The organism is Agromyces agglutinans (genome assembly GCF_009647605.1).
GTDB classification, from domain to species: domain Bacteria; phylum Actinomycetota; class Actinomycetes; order Actinomycetales; family Microbacteriaceae; genus Agromyces; species Agromyces agglutinans.
In genome coordinates, this window is sequence record NZ_WJIF01000006.1 from 215,363 (window position 1) to 235,240 (window position 19,878).

A 19,878-nucleotide genomic window follows, 5' to 3' on the forward strand; every position below is an offset into this window, starting at 1 on the left:
GGTCGATCCACCCTTCTGATCCGGGTGACACGCCGGTGGATGGAGGTCGTCATGGAAGTGAACATCGTCGGACGCAACATCGGGGTGACCGACCGATTCCGCGCCTACGTCGCCGAGAAGGCCGAGAAGGTCAGCCATCTCAACGAACGCGCGATCTCCTTCGACGTGAAGCTCTCGCGTCACAGTGAGAAGAACGGCAACCCCGGGCCCGACCGCGTCGAGTTGACCCTCGTCGGACGCGGGCCGGTCGTACGCGCCGAAGCCGACGGCTCCGACAAGTACGCGGCGTTCGATGTCGCGCTCGGCCGACTGCTCGAGCGCGTCCGCCGGGCCAAGGACCGGCGCAAGGTCCACCGCGGCGGCTCCCGCCGGCCCACCTCGCTGCGCGAGGCCGCCGACGACGGCTTCAGCGGTGTCGGCGTGCAGGCCGCCGGGGTCGACGTGCTCGAGGCCGTCCGCACCGGAAGCATCCCGGTCGTGGAGGAGCCCGCGCACGAGGAGGACGATGTCTACTGCCCGGTCGTGATCCGGCGCAAGGTGTTCGCCTCGACGCCCATGACCGTCGACGACGCGCTCTACTTCATGGAGCTCGTCGGCCACGACTTCTACCTGTTCGTCGACCAGGAGACCGGTCGCCCGAGCGTGGTCTACCGCCGGAAGGGCTGGGACTACGGGCTCATCGGCCTCGACGAGCACGGCGAGACCGCAGGCGACGCGACGCCCGAGCGCGAGCGCGTCAGCGCCTGACGAACGCGGGCGGGCGGACCGCCCTGTCGGCGCGACGACGAACCCGACGCATCAGACCGGGCCCCGGCGGCGGCATCCGCGGATGTCCCCGCCGGGGCTTCTGTCAGCGAACGGGCCACTAGCATGGCTACTATGACCGTCTGCACAGGCGGCATGCGGCGTGCCCGGCTCACCCCGAGGCCTGCGCGCCCGACGATGACAGGAGAGCATTCGTGGCTTCGATTCTGGAAAAGGTCCTCCGCGTCGGCGAGGGCCGAACCCTGAAGCGGCTCGAGAACTACGCCAAGGCCATCAACGCGCTCGAGGACGACTTCGAGGGACTCACCGACGAGGAACTCAAGCACGAGACCGTCGAGCTGCGCGAGCGCTACGCGAACGGCGAATCCCTCGACGACCTGCTGCCCGAGGCGTTCGCCGCCGTGCGCGAGGCCAGCCGGCGCACGATCGGCCTGCGGCACTTCGACGTCCAGCTGATGGGCGGTGCGGCCCTGCACCTCGGCAACATCGCCGAGATGCGCACCGGTGAGGGCAAGACCCTCGTGGCGACCACGGCGGCGTACCTGAACGCGCTCACCAGCCGCGGCGTGCACGTGATCACGGTCAACGACTTCCTCGCGAGCTACCAGTCGGAGCTCATGGGTCGCGTGTTCCGAGCGCTCGGCATGACGACCGGATGCATCGTCGCCGGGCAGACCCCCGCGCAGCGACGCGAGCAGTACGCGGCCGACATCACCTACGGCACGAACAACGAGTTCGGCTTCGACTACCTGCGCGACAACATGGCGTGGCAGTCCGCCGACATGGTGCAGCGCGGCCACCACTTCGCCATCGTCGACGAGGTCGACTCGATCCTGATCGACGAGGCACGCACGCCGCTGATCATCTCGGGCCCGGCCTCCGGCGAGGCCAACCGCTGGTTCACGGAGTTCGCGCGTCTCGCGCAGCGGCTCGTGCCCGGCGAGGACTTCGAGGTCGATGAGAAGAAGCGCACGGTCGGCGTGCTCGAGCCCGGCATCGCCAAGGTCGAGGACTACCTCGGCATCGACAACCTCTACGAGTCGGCGAACACGCCGCTGATCTCGTTCCTGAACAATTCGATCAAGGCGAACGCCCTGTTCAAGCGCGACAAGGACTACGTCGTGATGAACGGCGAGGTGCTCATCGTCGACGAGCACACGGGTCGCATCCTCGTAGGCCGCCGGTACAACGAGGGCATCCACCAGGCGATCGAGGCGAAGGAGGGCGTGCAGGTCAAGGCCGAGAACCAGACCCTCGCCACGGTCACCCTCCAGAACTACTTCCGCCTCTACGACAAGCTGTCGGGCATGACCGGTACTGCCGAGACCGAGGCCGCCGAGTTCATGGCGACCTACAAGCTCGGCGTGGTGGCCATCCCGACGAACCGGCCGATGATCCGCCTCGACCAGCCCGACCTCGTCTACAAGAACGAGGAGTCGAAGTTCGCGCAGGTCGTGGAGGACATCGTCGAGCGGCACGCCAAGGGCCAGCCCGTGCTCGTCGGTACGACGAGCGTGGAGAAGAGCGAGTACCTCTCGCGCCTGCTCGCCAAGAAGGGCGTGCGGCACGAGGTGCTGAACGCGAAGAACCACGCCCGTGAGGCGGCGATCGTCGCGCAGGCGGGCCGGTTCGGCGCCGTCACGGTCGCGACGAACATGGCCGGCCGCGGCACCGACATCATGCTCGGCGGCAATGCCGAGTTCATCGCGGTGCAGCGCATGCACGAGAAGGGTCTCTCGCCGGTCGACACCCCCGAGGAGTACGAGGCCGCCTGGGACGCCGTGTTCGAGGCCGTCAAGGCCGAGGTGGCCGTCGAGGCCGAGAAGGTGGCCGCTGCCGGCGGGCTCTACGTGCTCGGCACCGAGCGGCACGAGTCCCGCCGCATCGACAACCAGCTGCGCGGCCGCTCGGGCCGTCAGGGCGACCCCGGCGAGAGCCGGTTCTACCTCTCGCTCACCGACGACCTGATGCGACTGTTCAACGCCGGCGCAGCCGAGAGCCTCATGGCGCGCGGCGTCCCCGATGACGTCGCCATCGAGTCCAAGGTCGTGACCCGCGCCATCCGCTCGGCGCAGTCGCAGGTCGAAGCGCGCAACGCCGAGATCCGCAAGAACGTGTTGAAGTACGACGACGTCCTGAACCGCCAGCGCGAGGCCATCTACACCGACCGCCGGCACATCCTCGAGGGCGACGACCTGCACGAGCGCACGCAGAAGTTCCTCGAGGACGTGATCGACGAGGTCCTCGACGAGCACACGGCCGAGGGCAACCCCGACGAGTGGGACTTCGACGCGCTCTGGACCGAGCTCAAGACGCTCTACCCGATCGGCATCACGATCGACGAGGTCGTCGCGGAGGCCGGCGAGAAGGGCCGCGTGAACCGCGACTTCATCCGCCGCGAGATCCTGTCGGACGCGAAGCTCGCGTACCAGCGACGCGAGGAGCAGCTCGGCAGCCCCGCGATGCGCGAGCTCGAGCGCCGGGTGGTGCTCTCGGTGATCGACCGCCGCTGGCGCGACCACCTCTACGAGATGGACTACCTGAAGGACGGCATCGGCCTCCGGGCGATGGCGCAGCGCGACCCGCTGGTCGAGTACCAGCGCGAGGGCTACGCCATGTTCCAGCAGATGATGGGCTCGATCCGCGAGGAGACGGTCGGCTTCCTGTTCAACCTCGAGGTCGAGGTCGCGCCCACCGGCGGTGCCTCGCCCACGATCGAGGCGAAGGGACTGAACCGCCAGTCGGCACCCGACGACAAGCTGAGCTACTCGGCTCCGAGCGACTCGGGCGGCGTCGAGGTGCGCAACCAGCGCGGCCAGGTGCAGCAGGCGGCGACCCAGCGCGCCCGCCGCGCGGTCGCGCAGCAGCAGGCCCCGCAGGAGCCCGCCGCACCGGCCCAGCGCGGCGCCTTCGGCAAGGCCGCCGACGTGCAGGGTGCCCAGGAGCCGCAGAACCGGGCCGCGCGGCGCGCGCAGGAGCGCGGCGGCCGCTGAGCCCGGTCGCGCCAGAAGCCGCACCGCCGTCGGGCGGTGCGGCTTCTGGCGTTTCGGAGCGCGTGCCGGGACTTCGGGTCAGGGCCCGGCACCGGCTCTTCAGAGAACGGTGATGGCGCTCGCGCGCCAGCGCGAGTCGAGCCCCTCGAGCCGGATCGCCACGGCGCGCGAGCGATGCCGCTGGTGCACCATGACCACCGCTTCGACGATGCCGTCGGCCGGCTCGGTGCGGTGGATGTTGCCGACGTTGAACACCGGGCGCTGCGGGCTGACCCCACGGGCGCGGCGCGCACGGGCGGCGAGGACGACGCGCTTCTGCAGGCCTCGGTACACGTCGTCGGTCACCCAGCGGGCGACCTGTTCGAGGTCTCGCGCGCCGGCCAGCGCCTCGAGCACGCAGTGCGTGAGGCTGCTCAGCAGCGCGTCGGGATCGGGCAGGTCGCTGCGCGACGTGCGCTGCCGCGCGAAGTACTCGTCGTCGTCGACGCGGTAGCGCGGGGCGCTCGCGAGGCGCTCGGAGAGGGCGGCGGGGGCAGCGGTCATCGTCTTGCTCCTGTAGGGGGAGGACGCGGGGGTTCGGGCCCGCGGGATCACCCCCGAAGTGGGGGACTCGGGTGATCCTGTGAGGAAAGCTATTCTCGACTCCGTTTCCGTGTCAAGCATTTTCGACGACTGTGGAGAACGTCCCGCTCGCGCGTGAGAGCCCGACTAGCGTCACTGCATGCGCTGGGACCTGCTGTTCGACGATCTCGGGTGGCAGCTCGACCAGGAGCAGCAGGCCGAGGAGCGCGCGCTCGCCCTCGAGGAGGAACGGTTGCGCCTCAGCCGGCTGACGCTGCGCGACCGCCTTCGAGCGCTCGCCGGCGGCCCCGAGGCGGTGCGCCTCCTGCTGCGCGGCGGCACCCTCGTGCAGGCGCGTCCGGTCTCGTTCGGCCGAGATTGGATGAGCGCGGAGCTCGTCGGCCACCGGACGGCACCCCGGTGCGTCGTGCCCCTCGCGGCCGTCACGGCGATCCTGCCCGGCCGCGACCAGCTCGACCGGAGCCTGGAACCCGCGGCCGAGGCATCCTCTGCGGTCGCCGATCGCATCCCGCTGGCGTTCGTGCTGCGCGACCTCGCGCGGCGCCGGGCGCCCGTCGCGGTCTCCACCGACGATGGGGAGCTCACCGGGACCCTCGACCGCGTGGCCCGCGATCACGTCGACCTCGCCCTGCACGAGCCGGGCGTCGCGAGACGCGACGTCGACCTGCAGGGCTACCGGATCGTCGCCCTGGACGCGATCCGCCTTGTCACCTTCGACTGACCGATCGACCGGGGCGCGCGGGACGCGCTCAGTCGACCGGGCGGAGCGGGGAGACCACCCCGGCGGGGGAGAGGTCGAGCGTCGACGAGAACTCGCCCTCCTGCCACGCGGCATGACGGCGGGTGTCTTCGTAGCGCTCCTGGATCCACAGTTCGATCTGCGTGCGCTCGATGCGCCACGGACCGGAGCGCCCGACCCGGATCGCCGGGAGCTCGCCGGACCGGATCAGGCCGTCGACCGCCGCGACGTCGACCGAGAGCAACTCGGCGGCGTCGGCGACGGAGAGGAATCGGCCGATCTCGCCCGAACCGGGATTGGTCATGCCTCGATTATCGAGGCCTGCGGCCGGCCGGCCGGCGCGTGTGGATAACTTCCCGGCAACCTCTCGGCAACGGGTGACGATGGTCTCCGGCCGGGGTACGGCCGTCGGCCGACGGCCGTGAAGGGAGCACCATGGCACGTGAGGACCGCCGCGACCGCGGGGCCGTCCGCTTCGACCCCAGACTGGCGATCGGCCTCGTCCTGATCGCCGGATCCACGGTCGGCGTCTGGGCGCTGGTGACCGGCCTCGACACCGCCACCGAGGTCTACGTCGTGCAGGAGACGGTGCCGACCGGGGCCAGGATCGAGGCATCCGACCTCGCGATCGCCTCCGTGCGCCTCGGCGACGCCGCCGACCGGTACCTCGTCGCGGGCGACCTCCCCGACGACGGCGTGGTCGCCGCGCGCACGATCGGCGCTGGCGAGCTCGTGCCGCTCGCCGCGATCGCCCACCGGGCCGACGACGACTCCGCCGTCGTCGTCGTGCCCCTGCGCGCACCGCTCCCGAGCGGCGTGGGCGCGGGGGCACGGGTCGACCTGTGGTCGGCGAAGCCGATCGAGCGCGGCGGCTACGAGCCACCCGCGGTGCTGGTGTCCGACGCCGAGATCCGCGGCGTGATCGAGGCCGACGGCGTCGTGGCCGACGGCGGCGTCTCGGTCGAGCTGCTCGTACCGCGCGAGAAGGTGGCCGGCGTGCTCCAGGCGCTGGCCGCGGGCGGCGCGCTCGACCTGGTCGGCGCCCGTACGGAGCGCACCGACTGATGGCGCGCCTCGCCCTGGCACTCGACACCGGAACCGAAGACCGGCTGCTCGCCGACATGGTCGAGGCGGGCCACACGATCCTCGCGCGACTCGTCGGCTGGCGCGACGTCGTCGAGAGCCTCGACCGGCTGGCGCCCGACCTCGTGATCGTGGGCGCCGGTCGCGGCACGCTGAGCCCCGAGCTGCTGCAGGCCTGCGACGTCCGAGGCATCCGATTGATCGCGCTCGCGTCCGACGACCGCGAGCGCGCGCTCGCGTCCCGCATCGGCCTGCACGAGGTGCTCCCGGCGGACTCGGCGTGGTCCGACGTCGAGCGGCTCGTCTCAGGCGGGGTGCCCGTGCCGTCGCGGGTCGGCGATGCCGGCAGCGGCATCGCCGACGGGGCCTCCCGCGGCGGAGCAAGCCGAGCGTCCGGCGAGCCGTCCGTGTCGGTCATCGCGGTGTGGGGGCCGGGCGGGGCGCCCGGCCGCACCCTCGTGTCGGTCAACCTGGCGGCCGAGCTGGCCGCGGCCGGTCATCGCGTCGTGCTCGTCGACGCCGACCCGTACGGCGGGGCGATCGCCGCAACGCTGGGCCTGCTCGACGAGGCACCGGGCTTCGCGGCGGCCTGCCGGCTCGCCGGGGCCGACGGGCTCGACCGCACCGAGATCGAGCGCCTCGCCCAGCGCTACTCCTCGCCGCGCGCGTCGTTCGACGTGCTGTCCGGACTCGTGGGGCCCAGCCGCTGGCCCGAGCTCTCGGAGTCGCGCGTGACCGCCGCACTCGCCGGCCTGCGCGCGTGGGCCGAGTACGTCGTCGTCGACACGGGCTTCAGCCTCGAGCGCGACGAGGAGCTCACGAGCGACCAGTTCGCGCCGAGGCGCAACGCCGCCACGTTCGCCACCCTGGCCGCCGCCGACCGCGTCGTCGCCGTGGGCGTGGCAGACCCCGTGGGGCTCTCGCGCCTGCTGCGCGGGCACGCCGAGCTGATCGAGCACGTCGACGCCGAGCGGGTCGACGTCGTCGCGAACCGGGTGCGCAGCAGCGCGCTGGGCATCGACGCGCACGCGCAGATCCGCCAGACCATGCGGCGTTTCGCGGGCATCGCCGATGTCACGATGCTCCCGCACGACGGCCGCGCGGCGGATGCCGCGATCCTCACCGCCCGGACCCTCCGCGATGCCGCTCCGCGGTCGCCGCTGCGCACCGCGATCCGCGACTTCGCGCTCACCCGCTACGCACCCGTCGCCGAGCCGCGCGGCCGCTCGCGAGCGGCGCGTGCGCTGCTCACCGCGAGGGCGCCCCGCGCTGCGGCGTCATGACCGCCGCCCGGCACTACGCTGGAGGGCGTGTCGACCCTCAGTGAACTCGTCCTCGCCCAGGGCCGCAGCAGTCAGGCCGACGTCGACTGGCTGCACATGCTCGTCGGCGACCTGCAGTTGCTCGCCGACCTCGCCTTCGCCGACATCGTGCTCTGGGTGCCGTCGGCGCAGGAGGAGTTCGTGGCGGTCGCGCACGCGCGCCCGTCGAGCGCGGCGACGCTCTTCTACCGCGACTTCATCGGCCAGGCCATCAAGCCGCAGTGGCGCGACCTCGTGTCGGAGGCGTTCGAGACCGCCCGCATCGTCGACTCCTCCTCACCCGACTGGTACGAGGAGATGCCCACGCGCATGCGGGCCGTGCCCGTCATGCGTCGGGTCGCCTCGACGGGCACCGACCTCGTGCCCGAGCCGGTCGCCGTCATCACCCGCCACACCAACCTCAGCGCGACGCGCACGCCGAGCCGCCAGGAATTGACGTTCAACGACTGCGCGAGCGAGCTGTTCCAGATGATCGCCTCGGGGGACTTCCCCGACCTCGGCGCGCCCACCGGCCCTCGTCGCGGTGCGCCGCGGGCCAACGACGGCCTGATCCGGCTCGACGTCGACGGCGTGACCACCTTCGCGAGCCCCAACGCGCTCTCGGCGTTCAACCGCATGGGGTTCGACGACGAGCTCGAGGGCCAGTCGCTGGCCGAGGTGACCACTCGCCTGCTCGCGGGCAAGCTCGTCGTCGACGAGTCGCTGCCGTTGGTCGTCACGGGTCGGGCGCCGTGGCGCACCGAGGTCGACTCGCGGGGCGTGACGGTGTCGTTGCGGGCCATCCCGATCCGCCACCGTGGTGAGCGCATCGGCGCGATCGTGCTGATCCGCGACGTCACCGAACTCCGCCACCAGGAGCAGGAGCTCATCACGAAGGACGCGACGATCCGCGAGATCCACCACCGCGTCAAGAACAACCTGCAGACCGTCGCCTCGCTGCTGCGCATCCAGGCGCGGCGCACGCACTCCGACGAGGCGCGCGAGGCGCTCACCCAGGCGATGCGCCGGGTCGGCGCGATCGCGGTCGTGCACGACACGCTGTCGACGGGCGTCGCCCAGAACGTCGACTTCGACGAGGTCTTCGACCGCGTGCTGCTGCTGGTGGCCGAGGTCGCCGCGGCCCACAACACGACGGCCCATCCGAAGAAGACGGGCACCTTCGGGGTGCTGCCGAGCGAGTACGCGACGCCGCTGGCCCTCGCGCTCACCGAGCTCGTGACGAACGCGGTCGAGCACGGGCTCGCCGGCCAGGAGGGCGACGTCGAGGTGCACGCCTCGCGATCGGCCGAGATGCTGACGGTGCGGGTGCGCGACACGGGGTCGGGTCTTCCCGAGGGGAAGGTCGGCGAGGGGCTGGGCACGCAGATCGTCCGCACGCTCATCCAGGGCGAGCTCGGCGGCACCATCGACTGGCACACCCTCGTCGGCAGCGGCACCGAGGTGACCGTCGAGATCCCGCTGCGCTGGATCGCCGAGGTCTGAGCCGGGCCGACGCCCGCCGTAGCGGGCCGACGCTCGCCGTAGGGGGCCGGCGCTCGCCGTAGCGGGCCGACGCCCGCTCGACCGCCCGCCGCCGGACATGGAACGACGGATGCCCCGGGGCGAGGCATCCGTCGTCAGTGGTTCGTCAGCCGGCGCGGCGAGCGCGGGCGGCGCGGCGCTTGAGGGCGCGGCGCTCGTCTTCGCTGAGGCCGCCCCAGACGCCCGAATCCTGGCCGGTCTCGAGGGCGTACTGCAGGCAGATCTCCGTGACGGTGCAGCGCGCGCACACGGCCTTCGCCTTCTCGATCTGGTCGACGGCCGGACCGGTGTTGCCGACCGGGAAGAACAGTTCGGGGTCGGCCGTCAGGCAGGCGGCTTTGTCGCGCCAATCCATGGAGATGCTCCTTGCTAACTTCGGATCGCAGTGTGCGCACGCGTGCGCACGGGCCGAGATCGGCCGGACTGCGGGGGGAAAGCCGAATCTCGGGAAGTAGGATCAGGAACTGATCGGCTCACGTCCCTGTGAGCATCAATTCGGCCTCATAAATGGTGGCATAGCGCGGAAGGCGAATCAATAGTCGTGCATGGGATAACGCTGTGAATCGACGCGACGACCACGACCCGGGCGCACCTGGAACGAACGGTTCGGGGCCGGTGCCCCCCACCGAGCAGGCCGACCCCCGAGTCGCGCTCATGGTGCTCAGCACGGTGCTGTTCCTCGAGGCCGCGATGATGGTCGCCATCGTCGGATGGCTCGTCGTCGACCTGCTCGCGCTCGCGCCCTCGTCGTACGCGACGGCGATCGCCCTCATCGTGATCGCCGTCATCGCCGCGGTCTGGACGGTCGCGGTCGCGGTCGCGTCGCTCCGGCGCGCGCACTGGTCGCGGTCGGCGGCGATCGTCTGGCAGATCCTGCAGATCTCGATCGCGGTGGGGGCGTTCCAGGGGCTGTTCGCGCGGCCCGACGTCGGTTGGGCGCTGCTGATCCCGGCGCTCGCCGTGATCGGCATCCTGCTGTGGCCGCCGGTGCGAGCGGCGTTCTCGCCCGACCGCCCGGCGGCGTAGCTACTCCGAGCGGTCCGCGTCAGTCGAGCCCGAGCTCGCGGCGCAGCCGCGCGACGTGGCCGGTGGCCTTCACGTTGTACAGGGCCTTCTCGATGCGGCCGTCCTCGCCCACGATGAAGGTCGAGCGGATCGATCCGACCACGATCTTGCCGTAGAGGGACTTCTCGCCCCAGACGCCGTAGGCCTGCTGCACCGCGAGGTCGGCGTCGGAGAGCAGCGTGAAGTTGAGGTGGTCGCGCTCGGCGAAGCGCTTCAGCTTCTCGGTGTCGTCCTTCGAGACGCCGAGCACGCGGATGCCGGCGCTCGCGAACGAGTTCAGGCTGTCGCGGAAGTCGCACGCCTCGGTCGTGCAGCCGGGCGTCATGGCCTCGGGGTAGAAGTACAGGACCACGGTGCCGCCGCGCAGCTCCGACAGCGTGACGGGGGTGCCGTCCTGGTCGAGGAGCGTGAAGTCGGGGGCGAGGTCGCCTGAGGCCAGTCGTGCGTCGGTCATGCCTTCAATCGTAGGCACGTTCGCCGGATGCCTCGCTCACGCGCCCGCTTCGCCCGCGGCACCCGAGCCGATGCTCGGCGCGAAGGTCGCGAGCAGGCGCTGCAGCGAGTCGAGGCGTGCCCGCCCGATGTCGCCGAGCTCCCCGGCCGCCACGGCTTCGACGATCGCGCAGTCGGGGGCATCCGGCAGGTGCGTGCAGCCCCGCGGGCACCGCTCGGCGACCGCCGCCAGGTCGGTGAAGGCGCGCAGGATGTTCGCGGGGTCGATGTGCCCGAGCCCGAACGAGCGGACGCCCGGCGTGTCGATCACCCAGCCGTGGCGGTCGTCCGATTCGAGGCGGAGCGAGACCGTCGACGACGACGTGTGGCGTCCGCGGCCGGTGACGGCGTTGACGACGCCGGTCGCGCGATGGGCGTCGGGGACCAGCGCGTTGACGAGCGTCGACTTGCCGACGCCCGAGTGGCCGACGAACACGGTGCGGTGGTCGACGAGGCGTTCGACGATGGATTCGAGCGGCATCCGTTCGCGTCCGCTGAGGAAGACCGGGATGTCGAGGCCCGCGAAGTTCTCGAGGAAGGGTGCGGGGTCGGCGAGGTCGGTCTTCGTGACGCACAGCAGCGGCTCGATGCCGGCGTCGTAGGCCGCGACCAGGTACCGGTCGACCAGGCGCGTGCGCGGCTCGGGGTTCGCGGCCGCGATGACGATCAGCATCTGGTCGGCATTCGCGACGATGACCCGTTCGACCTCGTCGGTGTCGTCGGCGCTGCGGCGCAGCAGGGTCGTCCGTTCGCCGACGCGCACGATGCGCGAGAGGGTGCCGGGCTCGCCGGTGGTGTCGCCGACGAGGTCCACCCGGTCGCCGGTGACGACCGACTTGCGGCGCAGTTCGCTCGCGCGGGCCGCGACGACCTCGCGTTCGTCGGGGCCGCCCTCGTCGACGAGCACGGCGTAGCGGCCGCGGTCGACGCCCAGCACCGAGCCGGGGACGGCGTCGGCGTGCTCGGGGCGCGTCTTCGTGCGCGGGCGGCTGCCGCGGCGACTGGGCCGGACCCGGACGTCGGCCTCGTCGTACTCGGGCTCGTCCTCGTCGTCGTCCGTCTCCCACCAGCTCATGCCCGCAGTCGCTCCCAGAGTTCCGGGAACTGGGGGAGGGTCTTCGAGGTCGTGCCGATGTCATCCACGACCACGCCGGGTACCGCGAGGCCGATGATCGCGCCCGATGTCGCCATCCGGTGGTCGGCGTAGGCTCGCCAGGGCCCGCCGTGGAGCGTCGCAGGTTCGATGCGCAGGCCGTCGTCGAGCTCGGTCACGCGGCCGCCGAGCCCGTTGATCTCGGTCGCGAGCGCCGCCAGCCGGTCGGTCTCGTGGTGGCGGATGTGCCCGATGCCCGTGATCGTGCTCGGGGTGTCGGCCAGGGCCGCCAGTGCGACGAGGTTCGGCGCCAGCTCGCCGGCCTCCGAGAGGTCGAGGTCGACGCCGCGGATGCCCCGGCCGCCGTCGGTGCCGCGTTCGGGCCCGCGCACCGTGACCCGGTCGCCCGAGCGCTCGACCGTCGCGCCGAATCGCGGCAGGAGGTCGGCCAGCTGGGCCCCGACCTGCGTGGTTCGATCAGGCCAGCCCGTGATCGACACGCGGCCGCCGGCGACGAGCGCGGCGATCAGGAACGGCGCGGCGTTCGAGAGATCGGGTTCGATGTCGACGTCGATCGCGCGGATCGGGCCGGGGGAGACCACCCAGCGCCCGGGCTCTGGCGTCGCGACGTCGACGCCGCGCGCCCCGAGGGTCGCGATGGTCATCTCGATGTGCGGAGCGCTCGGCACGCGGTCGCCCGTGTGGCGCAGGTCGAGTCCGTGGTCGAAGCGCGCGGCCGAGAGCAGCAGCGCCGACACGAACTGGCTCGAGGCCGACGCGTCGATCTCGAGCGTGCCGCCCGGGACGCGGCCGGTGCCGTGCACGGTGAACGGGAGCGTGCCGCGCCGGTCGTCATCGAGGTCGACGCCGAGGCCGTGCAGGCCGTCGATGACGCCCGACATCGGGCGCTTGCGCGCGTACTCGTCGCCGTCGAAGGTCGTCGGGCCGAGTGCGAGGGCGGCCACCGGCGGCAGGAATCGCATCACGGTGCCGGCGAGACCGCAGTCGATCGTGGTGGATCCGGTGAGCTCCTGGGCGGGCGTCACGACGAGGTCGTCGCCGAAGGCACCCTCGCCGGCGACCCGCTCGAACCGGGTGCCGAGCGCGCGCAGGGCCTCGACCATCAACTCGCTGTCGCGGGACCAGAGCGGCGCGCGCAGGCGCGAGGGTCCGTCGGCCAGGGCGGCGAGCACGAGCTCGCGATTGGTGAGCGACTTCGAGCCGGGCAGAGCCAGCACGGCGTCGAGCGGTGCGGTCGCGACCGGCGCGAGCCATCCGTCGTCCGTCTCGGTCTGGCGGTTGTCGCCGTACGGATCGAACTCCGGTGCGGAATACCTCGAGATCTGCATCGGTTACCAACAGTAGCGCTCGGCCGACAGAAGGAGATGGTGCGTGTGACGTCCGCGGTCCTGGAACGCCCGGTCGCCTCCGGGGCGGGGGTCCGACCCGACGGCCTAGGATGGCCGGTGATGACTGCCGACCAGATGGACGCCTCCGCGACCGACGAGCACCGCCCCCTCGGCGAGCTCTTCGAGGAGCAGGCGCTGCCCTTCCTCGACCAGCTGTACGCGGCCGCGCTGCGCATGACGAAGAATCCCGCCGACGCGCAGGACCTCGTCCAGGAGACGTTCGTCAAGGCGTACGCGGCCTTCGCGCAGTTCACGCAGGGCACGAACCTGAAGGCCTGGCTGTACCGCATCCTCACGAACACCTTCATCAACACGTACCGCAAGAAGCAGCGCGAGCCGTACCAGGGCACCATCGACGACCTGGAGGACTGGCAGCTCGGCGGCGCCGAGTCGACCACGGCCTCGTCGAGCCGATCGGCCGAGGCCGAGGCCATCGACCACCTGCCCGACAGCACCGTGAAGGACGCGCTGCAGGCGCTGCCCGAGGACTTCCGCCTCGCGGTGTACCTCGCCGACGTCGAGGGCTTCTCCTACCAGGAGATCGCCGACATGATGAACACCCCCATCGGGACCGTGATGAGTCGCCTGCACCGTGGCCGGCGCCTGCTTCGCGAGTCCCTCGCCGACTACGCCCGCGAGCAGGGCTTCGCGGTCCAGCCGGCGACCCGATCCACGAGGAGCACGAAATGACCGACTGCGGCTGCGAGAAGGCGCGAGCCGAACTCGAGGAGTACCTGCACAACGAGCTGTGCCGTGAAGACGCGGCCGACATCCGCGCGCACGTCGAGCACTGCCCCGAGTGCTCGGCCGAGCTGAAGGTGGGCATCACGATCACCGAGGTCGTGCAGCGCGCGTGCCGCGAGAGCGCGCCGGAGGAGCTTCGCACCGTGGTGCTCACGCGCATCCGCGAGATCCAGTCGCACGGCGTCGTCGTCGACGCCTGACGACCTTGGAGAGCGGCCGGTGGTCGCCGGGTGATCTCTCACTCGGTTAGCATTCTCGGGTGAGCCATCGATCAGACGCCCCCGCCCGAACGCCCCGTTGGCTGCGCGCCGCGATCCCGGCGGCGCTGATCCTCGTCTGGCTCATCGTGTTCGGCCTGGGCGGCGCGAGCTTCGGCCGGCTCTCCGACGTCGTGGTCAACGAGCAGGCGCAGTTCCTGCCCGCCACCGCGGAGGCGACCGAGGTCAACGAGCTCCAAGCCGATTTCCGCGACGCCGATGCGATCCCCGCCATCGTGGTCGCCGCGGCGGACTCGGAGCTCGACGACGGCCAGCTCGCCGCGATCGAGGACCTGCGCGAGCGCGTGCTCGCCGTCGACGGCGTGCTGCCCGACGAGTCGTCGCCGGTCATCCCGAGCGACGACGGCGAGGCCGCCCAGTTCGTCGCGACGATCGCCTCGGGCGACGAGGCGCTCCCGTCGAACGACGTGGTCGCCGAGATCCGCACCGTGCTCGAGGAGCATCCGGTCGACGGCGCCGAGACCGCGGTCACCGGGCCCGCGGGATTCACCGCCGACCTCGCCGGCGCCTTCAGCGGCATCGACGGGCTCCTGCTCGCGGTGGCGCTGCTGGCCGTCTTCCTCATCCTGATCGTCGTCTACCGTTCGCCACTGCTGCCGGTGCTCGTGCTGCTGACGAGCCTGACCGCGCTGTGCGCGTCGGTGCTCGTCGTCGTCTCGCTCGCCGCCGCCGGCATCCTGCCGATCTCGGGGCAGACGCAGGGCATCCTGTTCATCCTCGTCATCGGCGCGGCGACCGACTACGCGCTGCTCTACATCGCGCGCTATCAAGAGGCGCTCACGCGCCACGAACGGCGGTGGGATGCCACGTGGGCGGCGCTGAAGGGCGCGTGGGAGCCGATCGTGGCCTCGGGCGGCACGGTCATCGTGGGCCTGCTGATCCTGCTCGCCAGCCAGCTGACGAGCAACAAGATCCTGGGGCCCGTCGCCGCGATCGGCATCGGCTTCGCGCTGCTGGCCTCCCTCACGCTGCTGCCCGCGCTCCTGCTGTGGGCCGGCCGGGTCGCGTTCTGGCCGCGGCGCGTGCGCGCAAGCGACGCGGCCGACCCCGCCCCCGCGATCGGCGACGACCCCACCGAGGGCCGGGGGCTCTGGGCCGCCGTCGGCCGGCTCGTCGCCAAGCGGCCGCGCACGGTGTGGATCGTGTCGACCCTCGTGCTCGCGACGATGTGCCTCGGGCTCTCGCAGCTGAAGGCCGACGGCGTGCCGACGAGCGAGTTCGTCCTCGGCGAGTCGCAGGCCCGCGACGGGCAGGACCTCCTCGGCGAGCACTTCCCGGCCGGATCGGGCACCCCCGCCGTCATCATCGGCCCCGAGGGCGACCTGCAGGAGATGGCCGACCTCGCCCTGGCGACCGACGGCGTCGATTCGGTCACCGTGCTCTCCGAGGACGCGACGGCCGGGCAGGCGCCCGTCACCGAGGACGGCATCCAGGCCTTCGGCCCGCCCGGAACCCCCGCCCCCGAGCCGACCGTCGTCGACGGCGAGGTGCTCCTCCAGGCGACTCTCTCGGATCCGGCGGACTCGCTCGAGGCCGAGGCGACCGTCGCCGAGCTTCGCACCGTGCTCGACGACGTCGGCGAGGACGTGCTGGTCGGCGGGTCCACGGCCGTCGCGCTCGACACGGTCGACGCGTCGCTGGCCGACCTCGCCCTGATCATCCCGCTCGTGCTCGGCGCGATCCTCGTCATCCTGATGCTGCTGCTGCGCGCGATCGTCGCCCCCGTCCTGCTGATCGCGAGCGTGGTGCTCAGCTTCGGGGCAGCGCTCGGCGTGTCGGCACTCGTGTTCGAGGGCGTCTTCGGCTTCCCCGGCGCCGACCCCTCGGTGCCGCTGTTCGCATTCGTGTTCCTCGTCGCCCTCGGGGTGGACTACAACATCTTCCTCATGACGCGCGTACGCGAGGAGTCCGTCGCGCACGGAACGCGAGCGGGCATCATCCGCGGCCTGCGGCTCACCGGCGGGGTGATCACCTCTGCGGGCCTCGTGCTCGCCGCGACGTTCGCGGCGCTCGGCGTGCTGCCGATCCTCTTCCTGGTGCAGATCTCGTTCATCGTCGCGTTCGGCGTGCTGCTCGACACCTTCCTCGTGCGGACCCTGCTCGTGCCGGCGCTCTCGTACGACCTCGGCCGGGTGATCTGGCAGCCGTCGAAGCTCGCGCGCGGCGCGCGCTGACCGCCGCCGCCGCGACGGCCGCCAGCGCCGCGGCGGCGTCTGCCGCGCCACCGCCGACATGACGAGAGCGGATGCCCCGGCCGGGGCATCCGCTCTCATCTGGTCTGGCGACCGGGCTACAGCGTGAGCGCGCCTCGCACGATCTCCTGCTGCTCGGCGGCGTGGCGCTTCGACGATCCGGTCGCGGGCGACGCCGACGCCGGCCGCGAGAAGATGCGCACCGTGCGCGGCCCGAGCTTGTTCGTCTCGACGATGAAGTACGGCCAGGCGCCCTGGTTCTCGGGCTCGTCCTGCGCCCATGCCAGCTCGGCGTCGGGGTACGAATCGGCGACGGCCTTCAGCTCGCCGGCGGGCAGCGGGTAGAGCTGCTCGAGGCGCACCAGCGCGATCTCGGGGTTGGGGCGCTTCTCGAGCTCCGCGAGCAGGTCGTAGTAGAGCTTGCCCGAGAGGAACACGACGCGCTTGACGGCGGCCTTGTCGGTGATGCGGGCGTCGTCGATGATCGGCTCGAAGCGCCCGGTCGTGAAGTCCTCGACCTCGCTCGTGGCTCCGCGCAGGCGCAGCATCGCCTTGGGCGTGAACACGACCAGCGGCCGGCGCGGCCGGGCGTAGGCCTGGCGGCGCAGCAGGTGGAAGTACGACGCGGGCGTCGACGGACGCGCGACCGTCATGTTGTTCTCGGCGCAGAGCTGGAGGAACCGCTCGATGCGGGCGCTCGAGTGGTCGGGGCCCTGGCCCTCGTAGCCGTGGGGGAGCAGCAGCACGACGCTCGAGCGCTGGCCCCACTTCTGCTCGGCCGACGAGATGAACTCGTCGATGATGGTCTGCGCGCCGTTGGCGAAGTCGCCGAACTGCGCCTCCCAGGCGACGAGCGCGTCGGCCCGCTCGACCGAGTAGCCGTACTCGAACCCCATCGCGGCGTACTCGCTGAGCAGCGAGTCGTAGATCCAGAAGCGCGCCTGGTTCTCCGAGAGGTTCTGCAGCGGCAGCCACTCCTGCCCGTTGGTGCGGTCGTGCAGCACGGCGTGGCGCTGCACGAACGTGCCGCGGCGGGCGTCCTGGCCCGCGAAGCGCACCGGCGTGCCCTCGATCAGCAGCGAGCCGAGGGCCAGCAGCTCGCCGAAGCCCCAGTCGATCTTGCCATTGCGGCTCATGTCGACGCGCTTGGTGAGCAGCTGCTGGATCTTCGGGTGCACCGTGAAGCCGGCGGGCTTGTTGTCGAAGGCATCGCCGATGGCGTGCACGACCTCGAGCGACACCGCGGTCGTCTCGAGCTCGCCCTCGGCGTCTTCATTTCGGATGCGGTCGGTCGCGCCCACGATCGGGATCGCGCCGGTCTGCGCGGCGTGCGTCTCGGCGAAGGCGCGCTCCATGCGGTCCTGGAAGTCGCGGTGCGCCTCCTCGTACTCGGCCTCGGTGATGTCGCCGCGACCGACGAGCGCCTCGGTGTACAGCTTGCGCACCGACCGCTTGGCCTCGATGAGGTTGTACATGAGCGGCTGCGTCATCGAGGGGTCGTCGCCCTCGTTGTGGCCGCGCCGACGGTAGCAGACGAGGTCGATGACGACGTCGCGGTTGAACTCCTGGCGGTAGCGGAAGGCCAGTTCGGCCACCCGCACGACGGCCTCGGGGTCGTCGCCGTTCACGTGGAAGATGGGCGCCTGGATCGTCTTCGCGACATCCGTCGAGTAGATCGAGGAGCGCGCGTCGCCGGGCACCGTCGTGAAGCCGACCTGGTTGTTGATGTTGACGTGGATCGTGCCGCCCGTGCGGTAGCCGCGCAGCTGCGACATCTGCATCGTCTCGACCACGACGCCCTGGCCGGCCATCGCCGCGTCGCCGTGGATGAGGATCGGCAGCGTCGAGAACGTGCCGATCGGCTTCCGGTCCTGCTTGGCCCGAACGATGCCCTCGAGCACGCCGTCGACGGCCTCGAGGTGCGAGGGGTTGGCGGCGAGCGAGACCGGCACCTGCTGGCCGTCGTCGGCGGTGAACGTGCCCTCGGTGCCGAGGTGGTACTTCACGTCGCCCGAGCCGTGGCCCGACACGGTGCCCTCGAACTCGCGGAACACCTGGCCGTACGTCTTGCCCGCGATGTTCGTGAGGACGTTGAGCCGGCCGCGGTGCGCCATGCCGATGGCGACCTCGTCGAGGCCCTCCTTCGCGGCGCCCTGCAGGATCTCGTCGAGCAGCGCGATGACCGACTCGCCGCCCTCGAGGCTGAAGCGCTTCTGGCCGACGTACTTGGTCTGCAGGAAGGTCTCGAACGCCTCGGCCTCGTTGAGCTTGCGGAGGATCCGCATCTGCTCGTCGTGCGTGGGCTTCTCGTACTTGCGCTCGACCTGGTCCTGGATCCAGCGCCGCTGCACCGGGTCCTGGATGTGCATGTACTCGATGCCGATCGTGCGGCAGTACGAGTCGCGCAGGATGCCGAGGATGTCGCGCAGCAGCGCCGTGCGGGTGTCGCCGAAGCCGCCCGTGACGAACTCGCGGTCGAGGTCCCAGAAGGTGAGGCCGTGGGTCGCGATGTCGAGGTCGGGGTGCGAGCGCTGCACGTACTCGAGCGGGTCGATGTCGGCCATCATGTGGCCGCGGACGCGGAAGGAGTTGATGAGCTCCTGCACGCGCGCCGTCTTGTCGATCGCGCTGGCGACGTCGACCGAGATGTCGGGGGCCCAGCGGATGGGCTCGTACGGCAGGCGCAGCGCCGCGAAGATGTCCTCGTAGAAGTCGCGCTGCCCGATGAGCAGTTCGTGCACCTTCTTGAGGAACTCGCCCGAGCCCGCGCCCTGGATGACGCGGTGGTCGTAGGTCGAGGTGAGCGTGATCGTCTTGCCGATCGCGAGGTTCGCGAGCGTCTTCTCGCTCGCGCCCTGGAACTCGGCCGGGTACTCGAGGGCGCCGGCGCCGATGATGCAGCCCTGGCCCTTCATGAGGCGGGGCACCGAGTGCACGGTGCCGATGCCGCCCGGGTTGGTCAGCGAGATCGTCGCGCCCTGGAAGTCGTCGGCCGTCAGCTTGTTCTTGCGGGCGCGGCCGACCAGGTCTTCGTAGGCGGCGAGGTAGTCGTTGAACGTCATCGTCTCGGCGCGCTTGATCGCGGGGACGAGCAGCGCCCGGCTGCCGTCGGGCTTGGGGATGTCGATCGCGATGCCGAGGCCGATGTGGGCCGGCTTCACGAGGCTCGGCTTGCCGTCGACCTCGGAGTAGAAGACGTTCTGGCTCGGGAACTCCTTCAGCGCCTGGATCAGCGCCCAGCCGATGAGGTGCGTGAAGCTCACCTTGCCGCCGCGCGTGCGGCGGAGGTGGTTGTTGATCACGATGCGGTTGTCGATCATGAGCTTCGCCGGCACGGTGCGCACGCTCGTGGCGGTGGGCACGGTGAGCGAGGCGTCCATGTTGGCGGCGAGGGTCTTCGGCAGGCCGCGCAGCGGCACCACCTCGTCGGCGTCGGGCTCCTCCACGACGGTGTGGGGGCTCGTGACGGGGACGTCGGCCGGCACCGGCGCGGTGCGCGGCGCGACCGAGGTCGTGCGGGCGGCGGGCGCCTGGCCGAGCACGGGTGCCGGCGCCGTGATGGGCGCGGGCTCGGCGGCGGCGGGTGCGGCGGGCGCCTCG

Annotated in this window: 17 protein-coding genes; 10 read left to right on the plus strand and 7 right to left on the minus strand. The window is 71.4% G+C overall.

Annotated elements, in window-relative coordinates; all coding sequences use genetic code 11:
* Positions 1-51 precede the first annotated feature (51 nt).
* Positions 52-747 (plus strand): ribosome hibernation-promoting factor, HPF/YfiA family, encoded by a 696-nt coding sequence (gene hpf, locus GE115_RS12095; protein WP_153685040.1) that lies wholly within the window; start codon positions 52-54, stop codon positions 745-747.
* Between the two features lie 212 nt (positions 748-959).
* Positions 960-3,758: a preprotein translocase subunit SecA gene (gene secA, locus GE115_RS12100; protein WP_312855119.1), complete on the plus strand. Its 2,799-nt coding sequence runs from the start codon at positions 960-962 to the stop codon at positions 3,756-3,758.
* Positions 3,759-3,857: 99 nt separating this feature from the next.
* Here the strand turns inward: secA and GE115_RS12105 are convergent, their stop codons facing one another.
* Positions 3,858-4,301, minus strand: a complete 444-nt coding sequence (locus tag GE115_RS12105) for an Rv3235 family protein (RefSeq protein ID WP_246190730.1) — start codon at positions 4,299-4,301, stop codon at positions 3,858-3,860.
* Between the two features lie 178 nt (positions 4,302-4,479).
* Here GE115_RS12105 and GE115_RS12110 point away from each other — a divergent pair, with 178 nt between their 5' ends.
* Positions 4,480-5,061 carry a hypothetical protein gene (locus GE115_RS12110; RefSeq protein WP_153685043.1) on the plus strand — a complete coding sequence of 194 codons (582 nt, stop codon included), beginning with the start codon at positions 4,480-4,482 and terminating at the stop codon, positions 5,059-5,061.
* A gap of 28 nt (positions 5,062-5,089) precedes the next feature.
* Here the strand turns inward: GE115_RS12110 and GE115_RS12115 are convergent, their stop codons facing one another.
* Complete coding sequence (locus GE115_RS12115; RefSeq protein ID WP_153685044.1) at positions 5,090-5,383, minus strand: helix-turn-helix domain-containing protein; 294 nt, start codon at positions 5,381-5,383, stop codon at positions 5,090-5,092.
* 131 nt (positions 5,384-5,514) lie between these two features.
* Between GE115_RS12115 and GE115_RS12120 the strand changes: the two genes are divergently transcribed.
* From GE115_RS12120 to GE115_RS12130, 3 genes are read left to right on the plus strand one after another with little or no spacing between them, the layout of a single operon-like run.
* Complete coding sequence (locus GE115_RS12120) at positions 5,515-6,144, plus strand: hypothetical protein (RefSeq protein ID WP_153685045.1); 630 nt, start codon at positions 5,515-5,517, stop codon at positions 6,142-6,144.
* A complete protein-coding gene (locus GE115_RS12125; RefSeq protein ID WP_153685046.1) occupies positions 6,144-7,445 on the plus strand; it encodes a CpaE/TadZ family protein in 1,302 nt (433 codons plus the stop codon). The genes GE115_RS12120 and GE115_RS12125 overlap by 1 nt, the downstream gene beginning before the upstream one ends.
* Positions 7,446-7,472: 27 nt before the next feature.
* Positions 7,473-8,966, plus strand: coding sequence for a sensor histidine kinase (locus GE115_RS12130; protein ID WP_312855120.1), 1,494 nt, complete (start codon positions 7,473-7,475; stop codon positions 8,964-8,966).
* A gap of 145 nt (positions 8,967-9,111) precedes the next feature.
* On the opposite strand, the gene GE115_RS12135 is transcribed toward GE115_RS12130, so the two are convergent.
* Entirely contained in the window at positions 9,112-9,360 is a 249-nt protein-coding gene (locus tag GE115_RS12135; protein WP_055859573.1) for a WhiB family transcriptional regulator, read from the minus strand.
* A gap of 203 nt (positions 9,361-9,563) precedes the next feature.
* Between GE115_RS12135 and GE115_RS12140 the strand changes: the two genes are divergently transcribed.
* On the plus strand, positions 9,564-10,031 hold the full coding sequence (locus tag GE115_RS12140; RefSeq protein ID WP_153685047.1) for a hypothetical protein: 468 nt from the start codon (positions 9,564-9,566) through the stop codon (positions 10,029-10,031).
* Between the two features lie 19 nt (positions 10,032-10,050).
* Here the strand turns inward: GE115_RS12140 and bcp are convergent, their stop codons facing one another.
* Genes bcp through aroA form a run of 3 tightly spaced genes read right to left on the minus strand, consistent with a single transcriptional unit; the run spans position 10,051 to position 13,004 of the window.
* Positions 10,051-10,524: a thioredoxin-dependent thiol peroxidase gene (gene bcp, locus GE115_RS12145; protein WP_153685048.1), complete on the minus strand. Its 474-nt coding sequence runs from the start codon at positions 10,522-10,524 to the stop codon at positions 10,051-10,053.
* Between the two features lie 36 nt (positions 10,525-10,560).
* Entirely contained in the window at positions 10,561-11,637 is a 1,077-nt protein-coding gene (gene rsgA / locus GE115_RS12150) for a ribosome small subunit-dependent GTPase A (RefSeq protein ID WP_153685049.1), read from the minus strand.
* Positions 11,634-13,004, minus strand: a complete 1,371-nt coding sequence (aroA, locus tag GE115_RS12155; protein WP_153685050.1) for a 3-phosphoshikimate 1-carboxyvinyltransferase — start codon at positions 13,002-13,004, stop codon at positions 11,634-11,636. Before aroA ends, rsgA begins: the two co-directional genes overlap by 4 nt.
* A gap of 120 nt (positions 13,005-13,124) precedes the next feature.
* Here aroA and GE115_RS12160 point away from each other — a divergent pair, with 120 nt between their 5' ends.
* The 3 genes from GE115_RS12160 to GE115_RS12170 are packed head-to-tail and all read left to right on the plus strand — an operon-like array spanning position 13,125 to position 16,260.
* The gene (locus tag GE115_RS12160) at positions 13,125-13,754 is read left to right on the plus strand and encodes a sigma-70 family RNA polymerase sigma factor (protein ID WP_172979877.1); all 630 of its coding nucleotides are present in this window, start codon (positions 13,125-13,127) and stop codon (positions 13,752-13,754) included.
* Entirely contained in the window at positions 13,751-14,008 is a 258-nt protein-coding gene (gene rsrA, locus GE115_RS12165) for a mycothiol system anti-sigma-R factor (RefSeq protein WP_153685052.1), read from the plus strand. Before GE115_RS12160 ends, rsrA begins: the two co-directional genes overlap by 4 nt.
* A gap of 59 nt (positions 14,009-14,067) precedes the next feature.
* The gene (locus GE115_RS12170) at positions 14,068-16,260 is read left to right on the plus strand and encodes an MMPL family transporter (RefSeq protein ID WP_312855121.1); all 2,193 of its coding nucleotides are present in this window, start codon (positions 14,068-14,070) and stop codon (positions 16,258-16,260) included.
* A gap of 116 nt (positions 16,261-16,376) precedes the next feature.
* Here the strand turns inward: GE115_RS12170 and GE115_RS12175 are convergent.
* On the minus strand, positions 16,377-19,878 hold a 3,502-nt coding region (locus GE115_RS12175; protein WP_153685053.1), incomplete at its 5' end, for a multifunctional oxoglutarate decarboxylase/oxoglutarate dehydrogenase thiamine pyrophosphate-binding subunit/dihydrolipoyllysine-residue succinyltransferase subunit.

Excerpts from the sequence above, each read along its gene's own strand:
- hpf (WP_153685040.1), top strand. The coding sequence starts at position 52 with ATGGAAGTGAACATCGTCGGACGCAACATCGGGGTGACCGACCGATTC.
- GE115_RS12105 (WP_246190730.1), bottom strand. The coding sequence starts at position 4,301 with ATGACCGCTGCCCCCGCCGCCCTCTCCGAGCGCCTCGCGAGCGCCCCG.
- GE115_RS12110 (WP_153685043.1), top strand. The coding sequence starts at position 4,480 with ATGCGCTGGGACCTGCTGTTCGACGATCTCGGGTGGCAGCTCGACCAG.
- GE115_RS12115 (WP_153685044.1), bottom strand. The coding sequence starts at position 5,383 with ATGACCAATCCCGGTTCGGGCGAGATCGGCCGATTCCTCTCCGTCGCC.
- GE115_RS12120 (WP_153685045.1), top strand. The coding sequence starts at position 5,515 with ATGGCACGTGAGGACCGCCGCGACCGCGGGGCCGTCCGCTTCGACCCC.
- GE115_RS12125 (WP_153685046.1), top strand. The coding sequence starts at position 6,144 with ATGGCGCGCCTCGCCCTGGCACTCGACACCGGAACCGAAGACCGGCTG.
- GE115_RS12135 (WP_055859573.1), bottom strand. The coding sequence starts at position 9,360 with ATGGATTGGCGCGACAAAGCCGCCTGCCTGACGGCCGACCCCGAACTG.
- bcp (WP_153685048.1), bottom strand. The coding sequence starts at position 10,524 with ATGACCGACGCACGACTGGCCTCAGGCGACCTCGCCCCCGACTTCACG.
- rsgA (WP_153685049.1), bottom strand. The coding sequence starts at position 11,637 with ATGAGCTGGTGGGAGACGGACGACGACGAGGACGAGCCCGAGTACGAC.
- aroA (WP_153685050.1), bottom strand. The coding sequence starts at position 13,004 with ATGCAGATCTCGAGGTATTCCGCACCGGAGTTCGATCCGTACGGCGAC.
- GE115_RS12160 (WP_172979877.1), top strand. The coding sequence starts at position 13,125 with ATGACTGCCGACCAGATGGACGCCTCCGCGACCGACGAGCACCGCCCC.
- rsrA (WP_153685052.1), top strand. The coding sequence starts at position 13,751 with ATGACCGACTGCGGCTGCGAGAAGGCGCGAGCCGAACTCGAGGAGTAC.